The following is a 15097-nucleotide window of genomic DNA, read 5'->3' on the forward strand; positions in this document are numbered from 1 at the left end:
ATAGCTTATTTTGCGCACCTAATAATTGTCACATGAAATTTCAGCCCATTAAACCTGAACTGTTTACAAAAAACCGTGAACGTTTTATCAAAGCCATGCAGCCAAACTCAATTGCTGTTTTTGTCAGCAACGATGAGTGGCCTATGAATGGAGATGCATTACATGCCTATAAACAAAACAGTGATCTCTTCTGGCTTACCGGTATTATGCAGGAAGACAGCATGGTGATTCTCTTTCCCGATAATCCGGATCCGAAGTTCAGGGAAGTGCTGGTGCTTGTTCGTCCAAACGAGTTAAAAGAAAAGTGGGATGGTAAACGTTTGCGTGCAAATGAGGCAAGAGGAATTTCAGGTATTCAAACAATTGTTTGGTTAGATAGTATTGAAGGATTGTTACAGGCATGGGTACACCTTGCTGATAACATTTATTTAAGCAGCAACGAGAACGATCGTAAAGCTTCGCCTATTCGTAGCCGTGATTATCGTTTCATTGATGAAATGAAAGCAAAGTATCCGCTGCATAATTTCCAACGTGCTGCAAAAATAATGAGAGATCTGCGTGCTATTAAAACAGCCGAAGAGATAGAACTGATGCAGAAGGCAATGGATATTACAGATATTACTTTCCGCCGCTTACTAGGCTTTATTAAACCTGGCGTGATGGAAAATGAAATTGAAGCCGAGATTTATCACTCATTTTTATCGCAGGGATCAACTGGTCCTGCTTACGGAAGTATTATTGCCAGTGGAGATAATGCAAGAACATTACATTATGTAAGCAATAACGGCGAATGTAAAGATGGTGAATTGATCCTGATGGATTTTGGTGCAGAGTATGGTGGTTATTGCGCCGATCTTACCCGCACTGTTCCGGTGAATGGTAAGTTTACACGCAGGCAAAAAACAGTTTATAATGCATGTCTTAACATTCACAACTATTGCAAGAGCATTCTTAAACCGGGCATTACCATTGTTGATTATACGAATAAGGTGGGAGAGGAAGCAACACAACAGTTTTTAAAAATTGGCTTGTTGAAAAAGACTGATGTGAAGAATGAAGATGCAGAGAACAGGGCTTACCGCAAATATCTCTATCATGGTATTTCACATCATCTCGGAATTGATGTGCATGATCTTGGTACAAAAACAGAACCTGTAAAAGCAGGGATGGTATTTACCATTGAGCCTGGTATTTATATTGAAGAAGAACAAATGGGTGTGCGTATTGAAAATAATTTTTGGATCACCCGTAATGGAAATAAAGATCTCATGAAGAATATTCCCATCACGGTTGAAGAGATCGAAGCATTAATGAAGAAATAATACTGTTCATAGTTGATGGTTCATAGTTCATAGCTGCGATCCATTAACTATGCGCTATGAACCATGAACTATTACATGAAACAAATCCCAAATCTTTTTACACTGTTGAATCTTGTATTCGGTTGCATTGCAATTATTCTGATCCTGCAACCCGGCGAATCAATTACAACAGTCAACGGAGAAAATCTCGTTATCAATCTCCCGGAGAAAATGGCGTATGCTTCTTTCTTCATTTTTGCAGCAGGTATCGTTGATTTTCTCGACGGCTTTCTTGCCCGGTTAATGAAGGCATCATCCGAAATGGGTAAGCAGCTCGATTCATTGAGCGATTGTGTTACGTTTGGCGTAGCTCCATCAATGATCATGTATCAACTGTTGCGCATGAGTTATCTCAAAGAAGAAACAGCTTTCGATACATCAATTTGGCTGTTGTTACCCGCCATACTCATTGCCTGTGGAGCAGCATGGCGATTGGCCAAGTTCAACATTGATGAACGCCAATCCATTTCTTTTCGTGGAGTACCTACACCCATCACCGGTTTTATGGTGGCAGCCTTACCATTGGTCGTTTGGTACAATAACTGGGATCTGGCACCGCTTGTATTGAATCGCTGGGTATTGTACGGCATCACGGTTTTTATCAGCTATCTCATGGTTAGCGATCTGCCCATTATGAGTCTCAAGTTTAAAGATTACAGCTTTAAGGGAAATCAACCCAAGATCATACTGGCGGTTATCTCGATTATTTTGGCAGTCGTTTTTCAATGGGCGGCTATTCCGCTTATTTATTTAACCTACGTTGCTTTATCTTTGCTGCTTCGTAAACAAATCTCATAATTTAATTATACGACAATGACGTACACAGTTCAGGTGAAAGTAATGCCACTCAAAGATTTATTAGATCCCCAAGGTAAAGCTGTAATGGGTGGATTAAGTAATTTAGGTTTACAAGGTGTGGCTGATGTACGTATTGGAAAAAATATCAGCATGCAGATCGATGCAGCTACTGCCGACGATGCAAAAGCAATTGCTGAAGAAGCTGCAAAAAAACTCCTCGCCAACCCGGTGATGGAGCAGTACGAAATCTCAGTTAATTGATAATTTGAAGATCGGGACGATTAATGCCCCGATGCCGATCAGTAGCGTCGGCATTTGAAAATTTGAAAATTGAATCAGTTTCTGTTTTCGTTTTCAAATTCATTCATTCTCAAATTTTCAAATTATGTTGATTCTTGTTCCCACTCCAATCGGTAATCTGAAAGATATTACACTCCGTGCCTTGGAAGTGCTGCAGGAAGCTGACCTTATTTTGGCTGAAGATACCCGCACCAGTGGCGTTTTACTGAATCACTACAATATTCAAAAGCCCATCTCACCCTACCACCAGCACAACGAACATAAAATTGTACAGCACCTGGTAGACCAATTGAAAGAAGGAAAGAAGATGGCTTTGCTCACTGATGCAGGTACTCCCGGTATCAGCGATCCTGCATTTCTCCTCGTTCGTGAATGTGTAAAGAATGATATTACAGTTGAAACATTGCCTGGCGCTACTGCATTTGTTCCGGCTTTAGTGAACAGCGGATTACCAACTACACGTTTTACCTTCGAAGGATTTCTTCCTCAGAAAAAAGGAAGGATGACTGCACTCAAGCAGTTGGCAGAAGAAGAAAGAACCATGATCTTTTATGAATCGCCTTTCCGTTTGTTGAAAACGCTCAATGATTTTATGCAGTATTTTGGCGAAGATCGCCTGTGTTGCGTAAGCCGTGAGCTCACCAAAAAGTTTGAAGAAAACAAACGAGGCACATTGAAAGAAGTACACGACCATTTTGCTGCCAAAGCCATCAAAGGTGAAATAGTAATTGTAGTGGCAGGTAAAGAATAATTCTCCTCAACCTCATTCAGTTTATATTCAACGTGCCGTTAACATTTTAAGGCACGAAAGCTGTATAGTTTTGCAGTATACAAACGAACACATATGAAAATTCTTTTTTCTTTTTTGATCTTCTTGATTTTCTCGCATGCTACCACCAGTGCACAACAAATATTTTCTGTACCTGATATCGTGAAGCAGAGTTTTGATAAGCAATATCCTGATGCAAAAGATCTGAAGTGGAGTGGTGGATTAGATAATCATGTTGTACGTTTTACTTTGGGTGAGCGTAAACTGAAAGCCAGTTACACTCCTAAGGGCGATTGGGTAAGCACAGAGGAGCAGGTGAAACTGGAAACACTACCGGAGGTTGTGCAACAAGGATTTAAAAACAGTAAGTATAAAGACTGGACTTTGAAGGATGTACTCACCGTTACAAAGCCAAGGATCGAAGCAAACGAGTACTACATCATCGTACAAAAGTCTGTGCTCAATAAAAAGAAACTGGTGTTTGATGCAAAAGGAAGATTGTATGAAGAGCTGCTCAGCCTTTAAGGACAGCTCATTTCAGGCTTTTGATTGCAGAATTATTCCGCTCATCATTTAAGGTTTTCTGAACAGGATTTTTAAAGATATTTACAGCTCAAATTATTGAGCATGAAGAATATTGTTTTGATCGTAGCTATTGTCTGTACCTCATTTGAACTGTATGCCCAGCCCAATCGTTGGCAGCAACGGGTGAAATATGTGATGGATATTGATATGGACGTAACCACTAATCGTTACAGCGGTAAACAGAAACTCGAATACACAAACAACTCTCCTGATACATTAGATAAACTGTTTTACCATGTTTACTGGAATGCGTTTCAGCCAAACAGTATGATGGATGCCCGCAGCAGGGAATTAGGCAAAACAAAAGTTGGCGGCCGGCCCGATTGGGATGGACGGGTAAGAGACCGTATACTCAACTTGAAAGAGAATGAGATCGGTTACCAGAAAGTAAAATCGTTGAAGTTGAATGGTGTTGCACAAACAATCACCGAACATGAAACCATTCTTGAAGTAAAGCTCAGCAAACCTATTTTACCAAAGCAAAAAGTAATGCTTGAAATGGAATGGGATGCGCAGGTTCCTTTACAGGTTCGTCGCAGCGGACGAGATGCAGGAAATGGTGTAAAATTTTCAATGTCGCAATGGTATCCGAAATTATGTGAATATGATGCTGATGGCTGGCATCCTAACCCATATGTTGCCCGAGAGTTCTATGGCGTATGGGGCGATTTTGATGTAAACATTACCATCGATAAAAAATTTATTATTGGCGGCACGGGTTATTTAACCAATGCAAACCAAATAGGTTATGGGTATGAAGCTGCAGGTGTAAAAGTGGTTCGTCCTGCAGGTGATAAACTTACGTGGAAGTTTACTGCACCTAATGTGCACGATTTTGTTTGGGCAGCTGATGCTGAATACAAACATATTGTTCGGCAGGTGAAGAATGGTCCAACGCTTCATGTGTTTTATAATTATCAACCAAACAATCCTAAGAATGATGAAGCATGGATGAAGGTGGCTGATGCTGCTGAGATTGTTTATCCGTTCATTGCAAAAAACTTCGGCGCATATCCTTACAAACAATATTCATTTATTCAAGGTGGTGATGGTGGTATGGAATATCCAATGGCAACATTGCTGAACGGTCCGGGGCTTGGAACGGTATTTCATGAATGGATGCACACCTGGTACCAGATGTTGATGGGTACCAATGAAAGTTTATATGCATGGATGGATGAAGGTTTTACTGATTATGCAACTGATCTTGTTGCAAATTATTATTTCACAGAGATGGCAAAGCGTAGCGGCACAACGCATGAAGATGATAAATTGCCAAAGTATCATGCGGATAATTACAGCAGTTACTTTAGCCTGGTGAAAAGCCGTTTGGAAGAGCCCATGACTACACATGCTGATCATTTCAATACCAACTTTGCATACAGTATTGCTTCTTATTCAAAAGGTGCTGTGTTTCTTTCACAGTTAGGTTATATCGCAGGTGATACGGTAAGAGATAAAATATTGCTGGAGTATTACAAACAATGGAGGTTTAAACATCCGAACGTCAATGATTTTATGCGTGTTGCTGAAAAAGTGAGTGGCCTGCAATTGGATTGGTACAAAGAATATTGGGTGAACAGTACAAAGACGATCGATTATGGTATTGATAGTTTGTGGGAAGAAGGCGGAAAATCAAAAATCCGATTGAAGCGTGTGAATGAAATGCCTATGCCCATTGATCTTGTACTGACATTTAAAGACGGCACACAACAATTACATTACGTTCCCGGTTATCTCATGTTTGGGGAAAAACCTGCTGAGAATAATATTGCAAGAACAGTTTATCCTGCATGGAAATGGACACATCCAACTTATGTAATTGAATTTGATAAACCACTCAGAGATTTAACAGTTGCAGAAATTGACCCATCATACCGTATGGCTGATGTTGACAGGAAGAATAATAAACTGGAATTGAAATGGTGATGCGTGTTAGTACAGGTAAAATAAGTATATAGGTATTTAAGTGTACTTAAATAGAAACAGGTTGATAAGTTTGTTGGCGTTGGCCTTCTTACTTATCAACCTGTTTACTTTTATACCTGTGCTGAATTAAAAAATTATCTTCCGTAAAATTTATTGACTGCTTCTACACGATTATTTACATGCAGCTTCTCGTAAATATGGTACACGTGTTTGCGTACAGTTTCAGGACTTATGTCTAATTCTTTTCCGATCTCTTTGTAAATTTTACCTTGCGCCAGTTTTTCTAAGATCATTTTTTCACGGCGGGTCAATACTGTTGTATCGGCATTTTCAGGAGTCAATGCAATTGTTTCCTGTACGGGCATATCTTTAAAGGCATTCACTACTTTCAACGCTATCTGGCTGCTCATAGGCGCACCACCATCAACCAACTCACCAATTGCATCCAGCAATTTCGCAGGCGATGATTTTTTAAGGATATAACCACTTGCACCTGCACGCAATGCATCAAAGATTTTTTCGTCTTCTTCATACACGGTACACATCATGTACAATATTTCGGGGTGCTGTGGTTTTAATTCTTTCACGAGATCAATACCATTGGTTGAACCTAAACCAATATCCATTAACACAACATCCGGTTTTATCAAAGGAATTTTTACCACTGCTTCTTCACCAGATGAAAAAGATCCGGCCAAGCTGCAATTCTCACTTAATTCAATAATCTGCTCCAGTGCCTGGCGGATGTCTGTTACATCTTCAACTATACAAACGGAAATTTTTTTCATACTGCAAAGTTGACCTTTTCAGATAATATAGGAAATACCACTAAGTGGTAGTATTGCTCTTGTTTTTAACGGCAGAATTGGGTTAACGAATGGCTACAGAAGACAGGTTTGGTGTTTATGCTTTAATGATCAACGCTTTACGGCCATCACAAACTTTTCTTTGTAAAAATCTTCTGTGAACAGTTGATCAATTTCCCATACAATAGGCGAAAGTCCGCTCTCTTTCACTTCCTCTGCAAGATCCCCACCTTTCAGGCAAATCAGTCCACCATAAAAAGGTTCATCAAAAGCCGTAGCCGGTTTACCTTGTCCTTTTGCTTTTAGTATAGGCACGCTCCATTTCCACAGATCTTTTAACGGAGCAACAGCACGGCTCACCACAAAGTCAAATTTGCGGTTAACAATTTGCTCCGTACGTGTATGTTGTGTGGTTACATTTTTTAAACCAATGGCAGATGCCACTTCATTCACCACTTTTAATTTCTTGTTGATGCTGTCGGTTAAATGAAATTGCACTTCAGGAAAAAAGATAGCCAAGGGAATACCGGGGAATCCACCACCTGTACCAAGATCGCATATTTGTGTACCGGGTTGAAAATTGAATACTGCTGCAATGGCTAATGAATGCAGCACATGTTTTTCATATAAACTATCAATATCTTTTCGGGAGATGACATTGATCTTTTCATTCCACTCTTTATACACTGCTTCGAGTTGTTGAAACTGCTGCAACTGTGCAGGCGTAAAATCAGAAAAATATTTAAGTACTACTTCCAATTGGCTTTTGGTTTTTTAAATAAACTATTTGCAAATAAAAGATAATAAAACCATTGCCAGATATCAAGCAACGGATAAAGCCAAAAAAGATCTTTTTCATTGAGCTTTCTCATGCTCTTGTAATAAATAATTCCCTGCAAAAGCAACCGGAAACCAAACACGGCCAATGCCATCCACCAGTTGAAGAAAATAATGGATGCTGCAAGCAGTGGATAAAACATGAAATGCGAAAAAGCAAACAGTCCCAATGAAAATTTATGAATGCTTTTGTAATGATTGCTGGTAGTATAATGTCTTGCTTTCTGGCTTCGCCACGTGCTCCATCTTGTTTTTGGTTCAGATAAAGTGAATGCTTCTTCATCTAACACAACAGCTGTATTCTTTTTTGTTGCTACCTGGTTAATAAAAAGATCATCATCGCCGCCCGGCAATTGGTTGTGAGAAGAGAATCCTTTGTTTCGGAAGAACAATTCTTTTTTATAAGCAAGATTCCGACCAACACCCATGTAAGGCATGCCAGCCAATGCATAAGAGAAGTACTGAAGAGCAGATAAAAATGTTTCGAAGCGGATGAGCTTATTCAGCAAGCCCGGTTTTTTATAATAGGCACCGTAGCCTAATGCAATTTCTTTTCCATTACTGAATGCACCCTGCATTAACTCGATCCATTTGCCACTTGCAGGTTTGCAATCAGCATCAGTAAGCAATAGCAATTCATACTTTGCTTCTTTAATACCAATTGATAAAGGAAATTTTTTCCCATTGATCAATCTTGCCTCTTGTTTCAATTCAATTGGGCGAAGGTTGCGGAAAGGTTTCGACAGATATTCCAGCACATACTTGCTGTCGTCAAACGAATTGTCGTTCACTGCTATCACCTCAAATGTTGAGCGGTAATCCTGTTGCAGAATTTCGGGCAAATTATCGGCAAGATTTTGCGCTTCATCCCTTGCACAAACCACCACCGAAACGGCATGCTGCATAGAGCTTTCCATTTTCGGCTTTTTGTAAAATGCCAAACGGGTAAAAAAGTACAGGTAGTAAAATACCTGGATGGCTGCTGTTGCACAAAAAGCAGCAAATAAGATTTCGGGCCAATGCACACTCATAAGCAGCTGCGAAAATATTGCATTGAGGGGAAACAGTTACGGGAATGTTATTCAGATGTGTGGAAGCCGAGAGTTAGTGGCCGGTAGTGTGAAGCTTGATCTTCTTCAAACCCACTTTTGGCTAATGACTAACGGCTATCGGCTATCTTTGCGCCCTTATGGCAGCTTTACAGTTTCAATTACAACATACCGATCCACAATCGAAAGCAAGGGCAGGCGAGATCACTACTGATCATGGCACTATTCAGACACCCATCTTTATGCCGGTGGGTACAGTGGGTAGTGTAAAGTCGCTCACGGTTGAGCAATTGAAAACCGAAGTGAAAGCTGAGATCATTCTGGGCAATACTTATCATTTATACCTGCGCCCCGGAACGGAAGTGCTGGAAGCTGCCGGTGGTTTGCACAAATTCAATGGATGGGATAAACCGATTTTGACCGACAGTGGCGGCTACCAGGTATTTTCATTGGCGGGCACACGCAAAATCAAAGAAGAGGGAGTTGTTTTTCAAAGTCATATTGATGGGAGCAGGCATTTGTTTACGCCGGAAAGTGTAATGGATATTCAAAGAAGCATTGGTGCCGATATTGTAATGGCGTTTGATGAATGTCCTCCATATCCAAGCGATTACAACTATGCAAAGAAGTCGATGGAGTTAACACATCGTTGGTTAGATCGTTGTATCAAGCATTTTAATAACACACCAGATAAATACGGGTATACGCAAAATCTGTTTCCGATTGTACAAGGCAGTACGTATAAAGATCTTCGTACAGCTTCATCACAATTCATGGCCAATGCAAATCTTACCGGTTGTGCCATTGGCGGTTTAAGTGTGGGTGAACCCGAAGAGATGATGTATGAATTCACTGAACTGTGTTGTGATGAATTGCCGGTACAGAAGCCTCGCTACTTAATGGGTGTTGGTACTCCATGGAATATTTTAGAATGCATTTCTTTGGGTGTTGATATGTTTGATTGTGTAATGCCCACACGTAATGGTCGCAATGCCATGCTCTTCACAAGTAAAGGCGTGATCAATATCGATAATAAGAAATGGGAGAAAGATTTTTCACCTTTGGATGATGGCATCGATTGCCACATCAGTAATTACTACAGCAAAGCCTATCTGCGTCATCTAATAAAAGCCAAAGAAATAACCGGTCTTACTTTGGCAAGTGTACATAACCTTGCTTTCTATTTATGGTTGGTGAAACAGGCACGTGCTCATATTCTCGCAGGTGATTTTGTAAGCTGGAAAAAAGAAATGGTGGAAGTGATGAAGACGAGGCTATAAAAAGGCAGCCTGATATTCTAACACTTCTTTTCCAATTTCTGTCCTTACTTTGCAGCCATTGATGAAAACCCTCGACTGGTACATATTAAAATCATTCCTGAAAACATTCTTTTTTCTGCTGGTCATCTTTTCAATGATCACCTTGGCCATTGATGCCAGTGAAAAGAGCGAAGATTTTGTACGCAGCGGATTAGGGTTTAGTGATATTGTTACCAAGTATTACTATGGGTTCCTGCCACATATCATCGGCTTATTGTTCCCGGTATTTGTATTGATTGCAGTGGTATTCTTCACCTCAAAGCTGGCACTCCGAAGCGAAATTGTGGCTATGTTGAGTGTAGGCATGAGTTTAAACAGGATTCTTCGCCCATATTGGGTGGGTGGAATTTTCCTTGCAGTGTTGCTCGGTTTATCCAATCACTTTTTAATTCCTGTTGCCAATGTCATCCGTACCAATTTTGAGAACAGGTATGTTGATATGGGCAATATTGCCAAACAGCAACGGCAATACCTCAATAATATTCATTTCCGTGTTGACACGTACACCTATGCCGGTATGCGCAACTACGATACAACGGCCAAGGTCGGTAATGGATTTTTCCTGGAGAAAGTAAAAAATAACCAGGTGTATTATAACCTTCGTTCAGAAACCATCATTTGGGACACAGCGAAGAAGCACTGGAAACTAGAAAGCGCTGTTGAACGCAAGATCAATGGACTGCATGAAGAAGTGAAAATACTTACGAATTACTATTTAAAGATGGGCTATCTCCCCACCGATATTTCAGAAGATGATTTCAAGAAAGATAAGTTGAAAACACCCGCATTGGATCGGTTTATCAAACAGGAAAAAATCCGTGGTTCGGAAGGAGTGAATGCAATAGAATTTGAACGTTACCGCCGTGATGCCTATGCTATTTCTGTCATTATCATGACCATGATTGCTGCTATTCTTGCCTGCAGAAAGATCAGGGGCGGTAGTGGCTTTCACCTTGCATTGGCATTTATCATAGGCGTATTGTTTATTGTGATTGATAAATTCTCCATGGTATTCTCCACCAAGGGTAATCTCCCGCCAATTATAGCTGCATGGATACCAAACGTTATTTTTGCTATTGTTGCCTACCGCCTGTATAAACGTGCACCTAAATAGCGTTCGTTTTACGAACTTTTCGTTCAAGTAAATTGTTGTGAAACCTCGGATTGGTTAACTTTGACAGATTCGCAAAAAATACGGTTGCAACGGTTCATTTCAACCTGAATAAACAAAACAGGCATCATGAAATGCCCGTATATAATGCTTACATTTCGTTAATGATTATTTGGGCATACTTGTGGCCAATTAATAAAAATAACAAATAAACACATGAAAGAACGGTTTAAGTCGAAGGCTGATGCGGCCAGTGCTGAAATCAAGAATTTACTGAAGGAACATGGGAATAAGGTAGCGGGTGAAGTTACTTTGTCACAGATCTACCAGGGTATGCGTGGCATTACAGGATTAGTAACCGAAACTTCTTTGCTCGATTCGCAGGAAGGTATTCGTTTTCGTGGTTTCACGATCCCCGAATTACAGCAAAAGTTGCCGAAGTTTCCGAACGGTGGCGAACAACCGCTTCCTGAGGGTTTATTTTACCTGATGCTTACCGGCGATCTGCCTGATGAAGCAATGGTAAATTCAGTTACTGATAACTGGCAACGCCGCAGTCATGTTCCAAATCATGTGTTTGATGCCATTGATGCATTGCCATTGCACACACATCCAATGACGATGTTTGTGGTGGGTGTAATGGCTTTGCAAACAGAAAGTACGTTTGCAAAACAGTATGGCGAGGGAATTAATAAAAAAGATTATTGGGAACCGGTGTTTGATGATGCGATGACGCTCATTGCACGTTTGCCACGTATTGCAGCTTATATCTACCGTCGTAAATATAAAAACGGTGATCATATTCATCCGAATGGCTTGCTCGATTGGTCGGGTAACCTTGCACATATGCTTGGTTACAATGATCAGGGATTTATGGAGCTGATGCGTTTGTACATGACCATTCATGCCGATCACGAAGGTGGTAACGTATCTGCACACACGACGCACCTTGTTGGTTCTGCTTTGAGTGATCCGTATCTAAGTTATGCTGCAGGTATGAATGGCCTCGCCGGTCCGTTGCATGGTTTGGCTAACCAGGAAGTGATCAAGTGGATATTTGAAATGCAGGAAGCACTGGGAACAGATGCGCCTGATAAAGTACAAATCGCCGACTATGTAAAGAAAACGTTGAGCGAAGGAAAAGTGGTGCCGGGTTATGGTCATGCGGTATTGCGTAAAACAGATCCACGCTTTACAGCACAAATGGAATTTGGTAAAAAGCATATGCCTGATGATAAACTGGTAAATACCGTCTGGAATATTTATGAAGTAGTACCGCCGATTTTACAATCATTAGGTAAAGTAAAAAATCCATGGCCGAATGTTGATTCGCACAGTGGAGCATTGCTGGTGCATTATGGTATGGTGGAGTATGAATATTACACGGTGTTGTTTGCAGTAAGCCGTGCATTGGGTGTAATGGCAAGTTTGATTTGGGACAGAGCATTGGGCTTCCCGTTAGAACGTCCGAAATCTGTTACAACTGATCTGGTGAAGAAATGGATTGATGGAAAAGATAATATCTGGGGCGATTAAGTTGCAACAGTGATCATATCAAAGCCGCTTCTTTTTTGGAGCGGCTTTTTTCTTTGCATTGATCATCGATATCTTCAAACGCTTTGCTTCTTCCTGCCAGTTAGCAGCAGTAAGCAATACATCTTGTATATTTTTTGTTTGAATTTCTTTTTTCGTGCGTATGATAACCGATGCCACCATTACACGGTTGCCTTGTTCCAGTTGTGGTAATACATCAACCAGATCTTTACCACGACACAAGCCCAGATCAATACCATCTTTCACCTCATTGATATAACAGAACATTCCATGAAAATGATAAAAAGGAATTTTAAAACTTAGTTTTTCCTGCACATGCGGAATGAGGGATAAGATCATCTCACGGATCTGTTCAGCAATTTCCCGTTTTTCATCAGGCAGACTTTCGATGTATTCATCAACGAGGCGGTTCATTGGTCAAATCGTATGATCAGAGTTTAAACTGTTTTATTACTTTCTGTACGGTTGCTTTGGTTGTCTCTAATTCTACCTGTTGTTGCAGGATGAATGAATTCTCTTTCAGCTTTCCCGTTACAGCTTCCATCTCTGCTTCTGTTTCATAAACCATCTTACGGAATGGATTGGTATAATCCTTTGCTCTTGATGATGCAATACCATCTACCATCCATGTTTTTGTATAGAGATAATTTTGCAGGAGATCTTTCAAGTTGCTCTTATCAAGTTTCGATAATCCTGTTACTTCATAAAAAGCAGAAAGAGCATGTGTTAATTTTTGTTTTGGGTATTGTTCAGCCTGTGTTTTATAAAAAGCATGAACTGCATCCCAGTTTTTAATTTTACCGGTGCTGATGCGTTGCTTTAATTTATCTAATTCAGCAGCAGGGATCAGTTGACCGCCTACATTTACCCATGCAGCACGTTTTTGTTTTCTGGGAAGTTGCTTAAAAAGATCTATTGTTGATTTTAATTTATTTGTTGCAATAAACTTCAGTACCTGCTCGGCTGCATAATAATCAACCAGCTCTTTAAACAGGATATAACTTTTCTTTACCTTCAGCAACAACACTTTTCGTTTGCTGTTTTCAAAACCATCGGCTGTTATTTCTAAATCATCGGGCACCTCATTATTCAGCAACGCTTTTTTACCAGCCTTAATATAATCGGTGTCGGTAAGTTTTTTGTCTTTGCTTTGTTTCAGCAATGCTTTGCCGGTAAATTTTTCCAATAACTGCAAAGCGTCAATCACTTCATTAATACTATCAGGTGCAAGAAAATCGTATTCGAGGTGTTGCGTTTTGTCAATGCGATGATCACGGTCAATATATTTCCATGCGTTGCGTGCAAGCGCATACATGTTATACATAAACCAATAGCCCGGCATAACAACTAACTGATCACGTGCGGTATCTGTACTCACCAATGAAAAAGGAAGAGGGATATCCAGTTCAGCAGGATAATCACCTTTTGCCAGCAAAGTATAAGAAGCAAATCTTGTATTGTGTTTAATGCTCACACATAGGCCCGGCCAAAAACCACGACCGGCAATCAGTTCACCATCGGCACTACGGCTGTTATGATTACTTCCTAATGTTGCACCGGCAGCAATATTACTTTGTCCCATTATGGTTGCTGCACATAAGAAAGAATTGTTGTGATGTTGTTCGTGCGCAGGAAAAATGAGTGAGTTCAAAACTTCACAACAGGAGATGGTGGCATTGTTGCCAAGATAAGAGTTGATAAGTCGTGCACCATATTTCAATTGTGAATGTGATGCCATGTAAAAACGCACAGCTTTTACACCATAGAACGCTTTACAACCTTCACTCATAATACCATTCACCAGTTCACAACCTTCACCAACCTGTGAGCTGGCTTCCAGTGATGAGTTGATGGTGAGGTTCTTTAATTTGTTTGCTCCTTTAAGATAAGCATCACTGCCGATCCACACATCTTTAATGATCGAACAACTTTTAATTACTGTACGATCACCCACTTTACCATAATAACCACGCAGTTTATCAAACTTCAGTTCTGTAAATTCTTTCAGCTTTTGTTGCAGTTGTTGATTATCCCTGTTGCGGCTCCATAACCATGCATCACCGGGTAACATGCCATTGAACGGAATAATTTTTCTGCCTGCATTTTCATTACACACTTCCATCCAGATGCGGATACGTTCTTCTTCGCCTTGTTTTAAAATACCATTACCAAATTTTGCATAGTTGGTAGTGCCCATTTCATGCACATTGGTAATAACCACTTCATTGCCGATAATGTAGTGGGAGAGATAATGAACATTATCGATCACGACATTATCACCAAGGTCACAACTGATGATAGTACTGTTGTATAAACCAACCTGTAATTTTATTGAATGAAATTCTAAATAGTATGGTTCTAATTTTCCAATACGAACCAATCCAAAAAACTTACAGTTCTTTACCAGCTCAGGGTTGAAAGCATCTGATACAAGAATATTGTTCCAGTTATCTGATGCATTTCTGTTACGCACCAACACTTCAATCTCCAATGCAGTCAACTTTCGGTAATTGATACCGCTGCGGTTCTGTTTATTGCGGAGATAATACTCATCCTTTCCTTTTGGAAGATATGCTGTCGGTATAAAGTTGTAACCAATATCGGAGATTGGTTGTTTTGTGATCTGATTCATGACAATGCTCAATTTACTTTAATCTCAGTAAAACAACAAAGCCATGT

At 40.2% G+C, this 15097-nt stretch carries 14 protein-coding genes; 9 read left to right on the forward strand and 5 right to left on the reverse strand.

The genetic code is table 11. The features are described from left to right. Nucleotides 1-32: 32 nt before the first annotated feature. From VK159_RS10700 to VK159_RS10725, 6 genes are all read left to right on the forward strand, one after another. Nucleotides 33-1322, forward strand: coding sequence for a Xaa-Pro aminopeptidase (locus VK159_RS10700; RefSeq protein ID WP_324230132.1), 1290 nt, complete (start codon nt 33-35; stop codon nt 1320-1322). Between the two features lie 75 nt (nt 1323-1397). Beyond that, entirely contained in the window at nt 1398-2159 is a 762-nt protein-coding gene (locus VK159_RS10705; protein ID WP_324230133.1) for a CDP-alcohol phosphatidyltransferase family protein, read from the forward strand. Between the two features lie 15 nt (nt 2160-2174). Continuing rightward, complete coding sequence (purS, locus tag VK159_RS10710) at nt 2175-2420, forward strand: phosphoribosylformylglycinamidine synthase subunit PurS (RefSeq protein ID WP_182801900.1); 246 nt, start codon at nt 2175-2177, stop codon at nt 2418-2420. A 124-nt stretch (nt 2421-2544) separates the two neighbouring features. Next, nucleotides 2545-3210, forward strand: coding sequence for a 16S rRNA (cytidine(1402)-2'-O)-methyltransferase (rsmI, locus tag VK159_RS10715; protein ID WP_324230134.1), 666 nt, complete (start codon nt 2545-2547; stop codon nt 3208-3210). Nucleotides 3211-3303: 93 nt separating this feature from the next. After that, nucleotides 3304-3753 (forward strand): PepSY-like domain-containing protein, encoded by a 450-nt coding sequence (locus tag VK159_RS10720; RefSeq protein ID WP_324230135.1) that lies wholly within the window; start codon nt 3304-3306, stop codon nt 3751-3753. 102 nt (nt 3754-3855) lie between these two features. Beyond that, entirely contained in the window at nt 3856-5742 is a 1887-nt protein-coding gene (locus VK159_RS10725) for a M1 family metallopeptidase (RefSeq protein WP_324230136.1), read from the forward strand. 134 nt (nt 5743-5876) lie between these two features. Here the strand turns inward: VK159_RS10725 and VK159_RS10730 are convergent, their stop codons facing one another. The 3 genes from VK159_RS10730 to VK159_RS10740 form a co-directional block, all read right to left on the reverse strand. After that, nucleotides 5877-6530 carry a response regulator transcription factor gene (locus VK159_RS10730; protein ID WP_324230137.1) on the reverse strand — a complete coding sequence of 218 codons (654 nt, stop codon included), beginning with the start codon at nt 6528-6530 and terminating at the stop codon, nt 5877-5879. A gap of 129 nt (nt 6531-6659) precedes the next feature. Continuing rightward, nucleotides 6660-7307 (reverse strand): 16S rRNA (guanine(527)-N(7))-methyltransferase RsmG, encoded by a 648-nt coding sequence (gene rsmG, locus VK159_RS10735; protein WP_324230138.1) that lies wholly within the window; start codon nt 7305-7307, stop codon nt 6660-6662. After that, the gene (locus VK159_RS10740; RefSeq protein WP_324230139.1) at nt 7298-8302 is read right to left on the reverse strand and encodes a glycosyltransferase; all 1005 of its coding nucleotides are present in this window, start codon (nt 8300-8302) and stop codon (nt 7298-7300) included. Before VK159_RS10740 ends, rsmG begins: the two co-directional genes overlap by 10 nt. A 272-nt stretch (nt 8303-8574) precedes the next feature. Here VK159_RS10740 and tgt point away from each other — a divergent pair, with 272 nt between their 5' ends. The 3 genes from tgt (at nt 8575) to VK159_RS10755 (ending at nt 12400) form a co-directional block, all read left to right on the forward strand. Further along, nucleotides 8575-9714, forward strand: a complete 1140-nt coding sequence (tgt, locus tag VK159_RS10745) for a tRNA guanosine(34) transglycosylase Tgt (RefSeq protein WP_324230140.1) — start codon at nt 8575-8577, stop codon at nt 9712-9714. A gap of 61 nt (nt 9715-9775) precedes the next feature. Continuing rightward, nucleotides 9776-10867 carry an LptF/LptG family permease gene (locus VK159_RS10750; protein WP_324230141.1) on the forward strand — a complete coding sequence of 364 codons (1092 nt, stop codon included), beginning with the start codon at nt 9776-9778 and terminating at the stop codon, nt 10865-10867. A gap of 213 nt (nt 10868-11080) precedes the next feature. Then, the gene (locus tag VK159_RS10755; protein WP_324230142.1) at nt 11081-12400 is read left to right on the forward strand and encodes a citrate (Si)-synthase, eukaryotic; all 1320 of its coding nucleotides are present in this window, start codon (nt 11081-11083) and stop codon (nt 12398-12400) included. A gap of 18 nt (nt 12401-12418) precedes the next feature. Here the strand turns inward: VK159_RS10755 and VK159_RS10760 are convergent, their stop codons facing one another. Both VK159_RS10760 and VK159_RS10765 read right to left on the reverse strand, forming a co-directional pair. After that, nucleotides 12419-12832, reverse strand: coding sequence for a DUF1801 domain-containing protein (locus tag VK159_RS10760; RefSeq protein ID WP_324230143.1), 414 nt, complete (start codon nt 12830-12832; stop codon nt 12419-12421). 16 nt (nt 12833-12848) lie between these two features. After that, complete coding sequence (locus VK159_RS10765; protein WP_324230144.1) at nt 12849-15050, reverse strand: DUF4954 family protein; 2202 nt, start codon at nt 15048-15050, stop codon at nt 12849-12851. Nucleotides 15051-15097: the final 47 nt, after the last annotated feature.

The organism is Lacibacter sp., assembly GCF_035299325.1.
In the GTDB taxonomy this organism is placed as follows: Bacteria; Bacteroidota; Bacteroidia; order Chitinophagales; family Chitinophagaceae; genus Lacibacter.

What these genes read in the sequence shown, in the direction of transcription:
- VK159_RS10700 (WP_324230132.1), top strand. Translation starts at nt 33, where the DNA reads ATGAAATTTCAGCCCATTAAACCTGAACTGTTTACAAAAAACCGTGAA.
- VK159_RS10705 (WP_324230133.1), top strand. Translation starts at nt 1,398, where the DNA reads ATGAAACAAATCCCAAATCTTTTTACACTGTTGAATCTTGTATTCGGT.
- purS (WP_182801900.1), top strand. Translation starts at nt 2,175, where the DNA reads ATGACGTACACAGTTCAGGTGAAAGTAATGCCACTCAAAGATTTATTA.
- rsmI (WP_324230134.1), top strand. Translation starts at nt 2,545, where the DNA reads ATGTTGATTCTTGTTCCCACTCCAATCGGTAATCTGAAAGATATTACA.
- VK159_RS10720 (WP_324230135.1), top strand. Translation starts at nt 3,304, where the DNA reads ATGAAAATTCTTTTTTCTTTTTTGATCTTCTTGATTTTCTCGCATGCT.
- VK159_RS10725 (WP_324230136.1), top strand. Translation starts at nt 3,856, where the DNA reads ATGAAGAATATTGTTTTGATCGTAGCTATTGTCTGTACCTCATTTGAA.
- VK159_RS10730 (WP_324230137.1), bottom strand. Translation starts at nt 6,530, where the DNA reads ATGAAAAAAATTTCCGTTTGTATAGTTGAAGATGTAACAGACATCCGC.
- VK159_RS10740 (WP_324230139.1), bottom strand. Translation starts at nt 8,302, where the DNA reads ATGGAAAGCTCTATGCAGCATGCCGTTTCGGTGGTGGTTTGTGCAAGG.
- tgt (WP_324230140.1), top strand. Translation starts at nt 8,575, where the DNA reads ATGGCAGCTTTACAGTTTCAATTACAACATACCGATCCACAATCGAAA.
- VK159_RS10750 (WP_324230141.1), top strand. Translation starts at nt 9,776, where the DNA reads ATGAAAACCCTCGACTGGTACATATTAAAATCATTCCTGAAAACATTC.
- VK159_RS10755 (WP_324230142.1), top strand. Translation starts at nt 11,081, where the DNA reads ATGAAAGAACGGTTTAAGTCGAAGGCTGATGCGGCCAGTGCTGAAATC.
- VK159_RS10760 (WP_324230143.1), bottom strand. Translation starts at nt 12,832, where the DNA reads ATGAACCGCCTCGTTGATGAATACATCGAAAGTCTGCCTGATGAAAAA.
- VK159_RS10765 (WP_324230144.1), bottom strand. Translation starts at nt 15,050, where the DNA reads ATGAATCAGATCACAAAACAACCAATCTCCGATATTGGTTACAACTTT.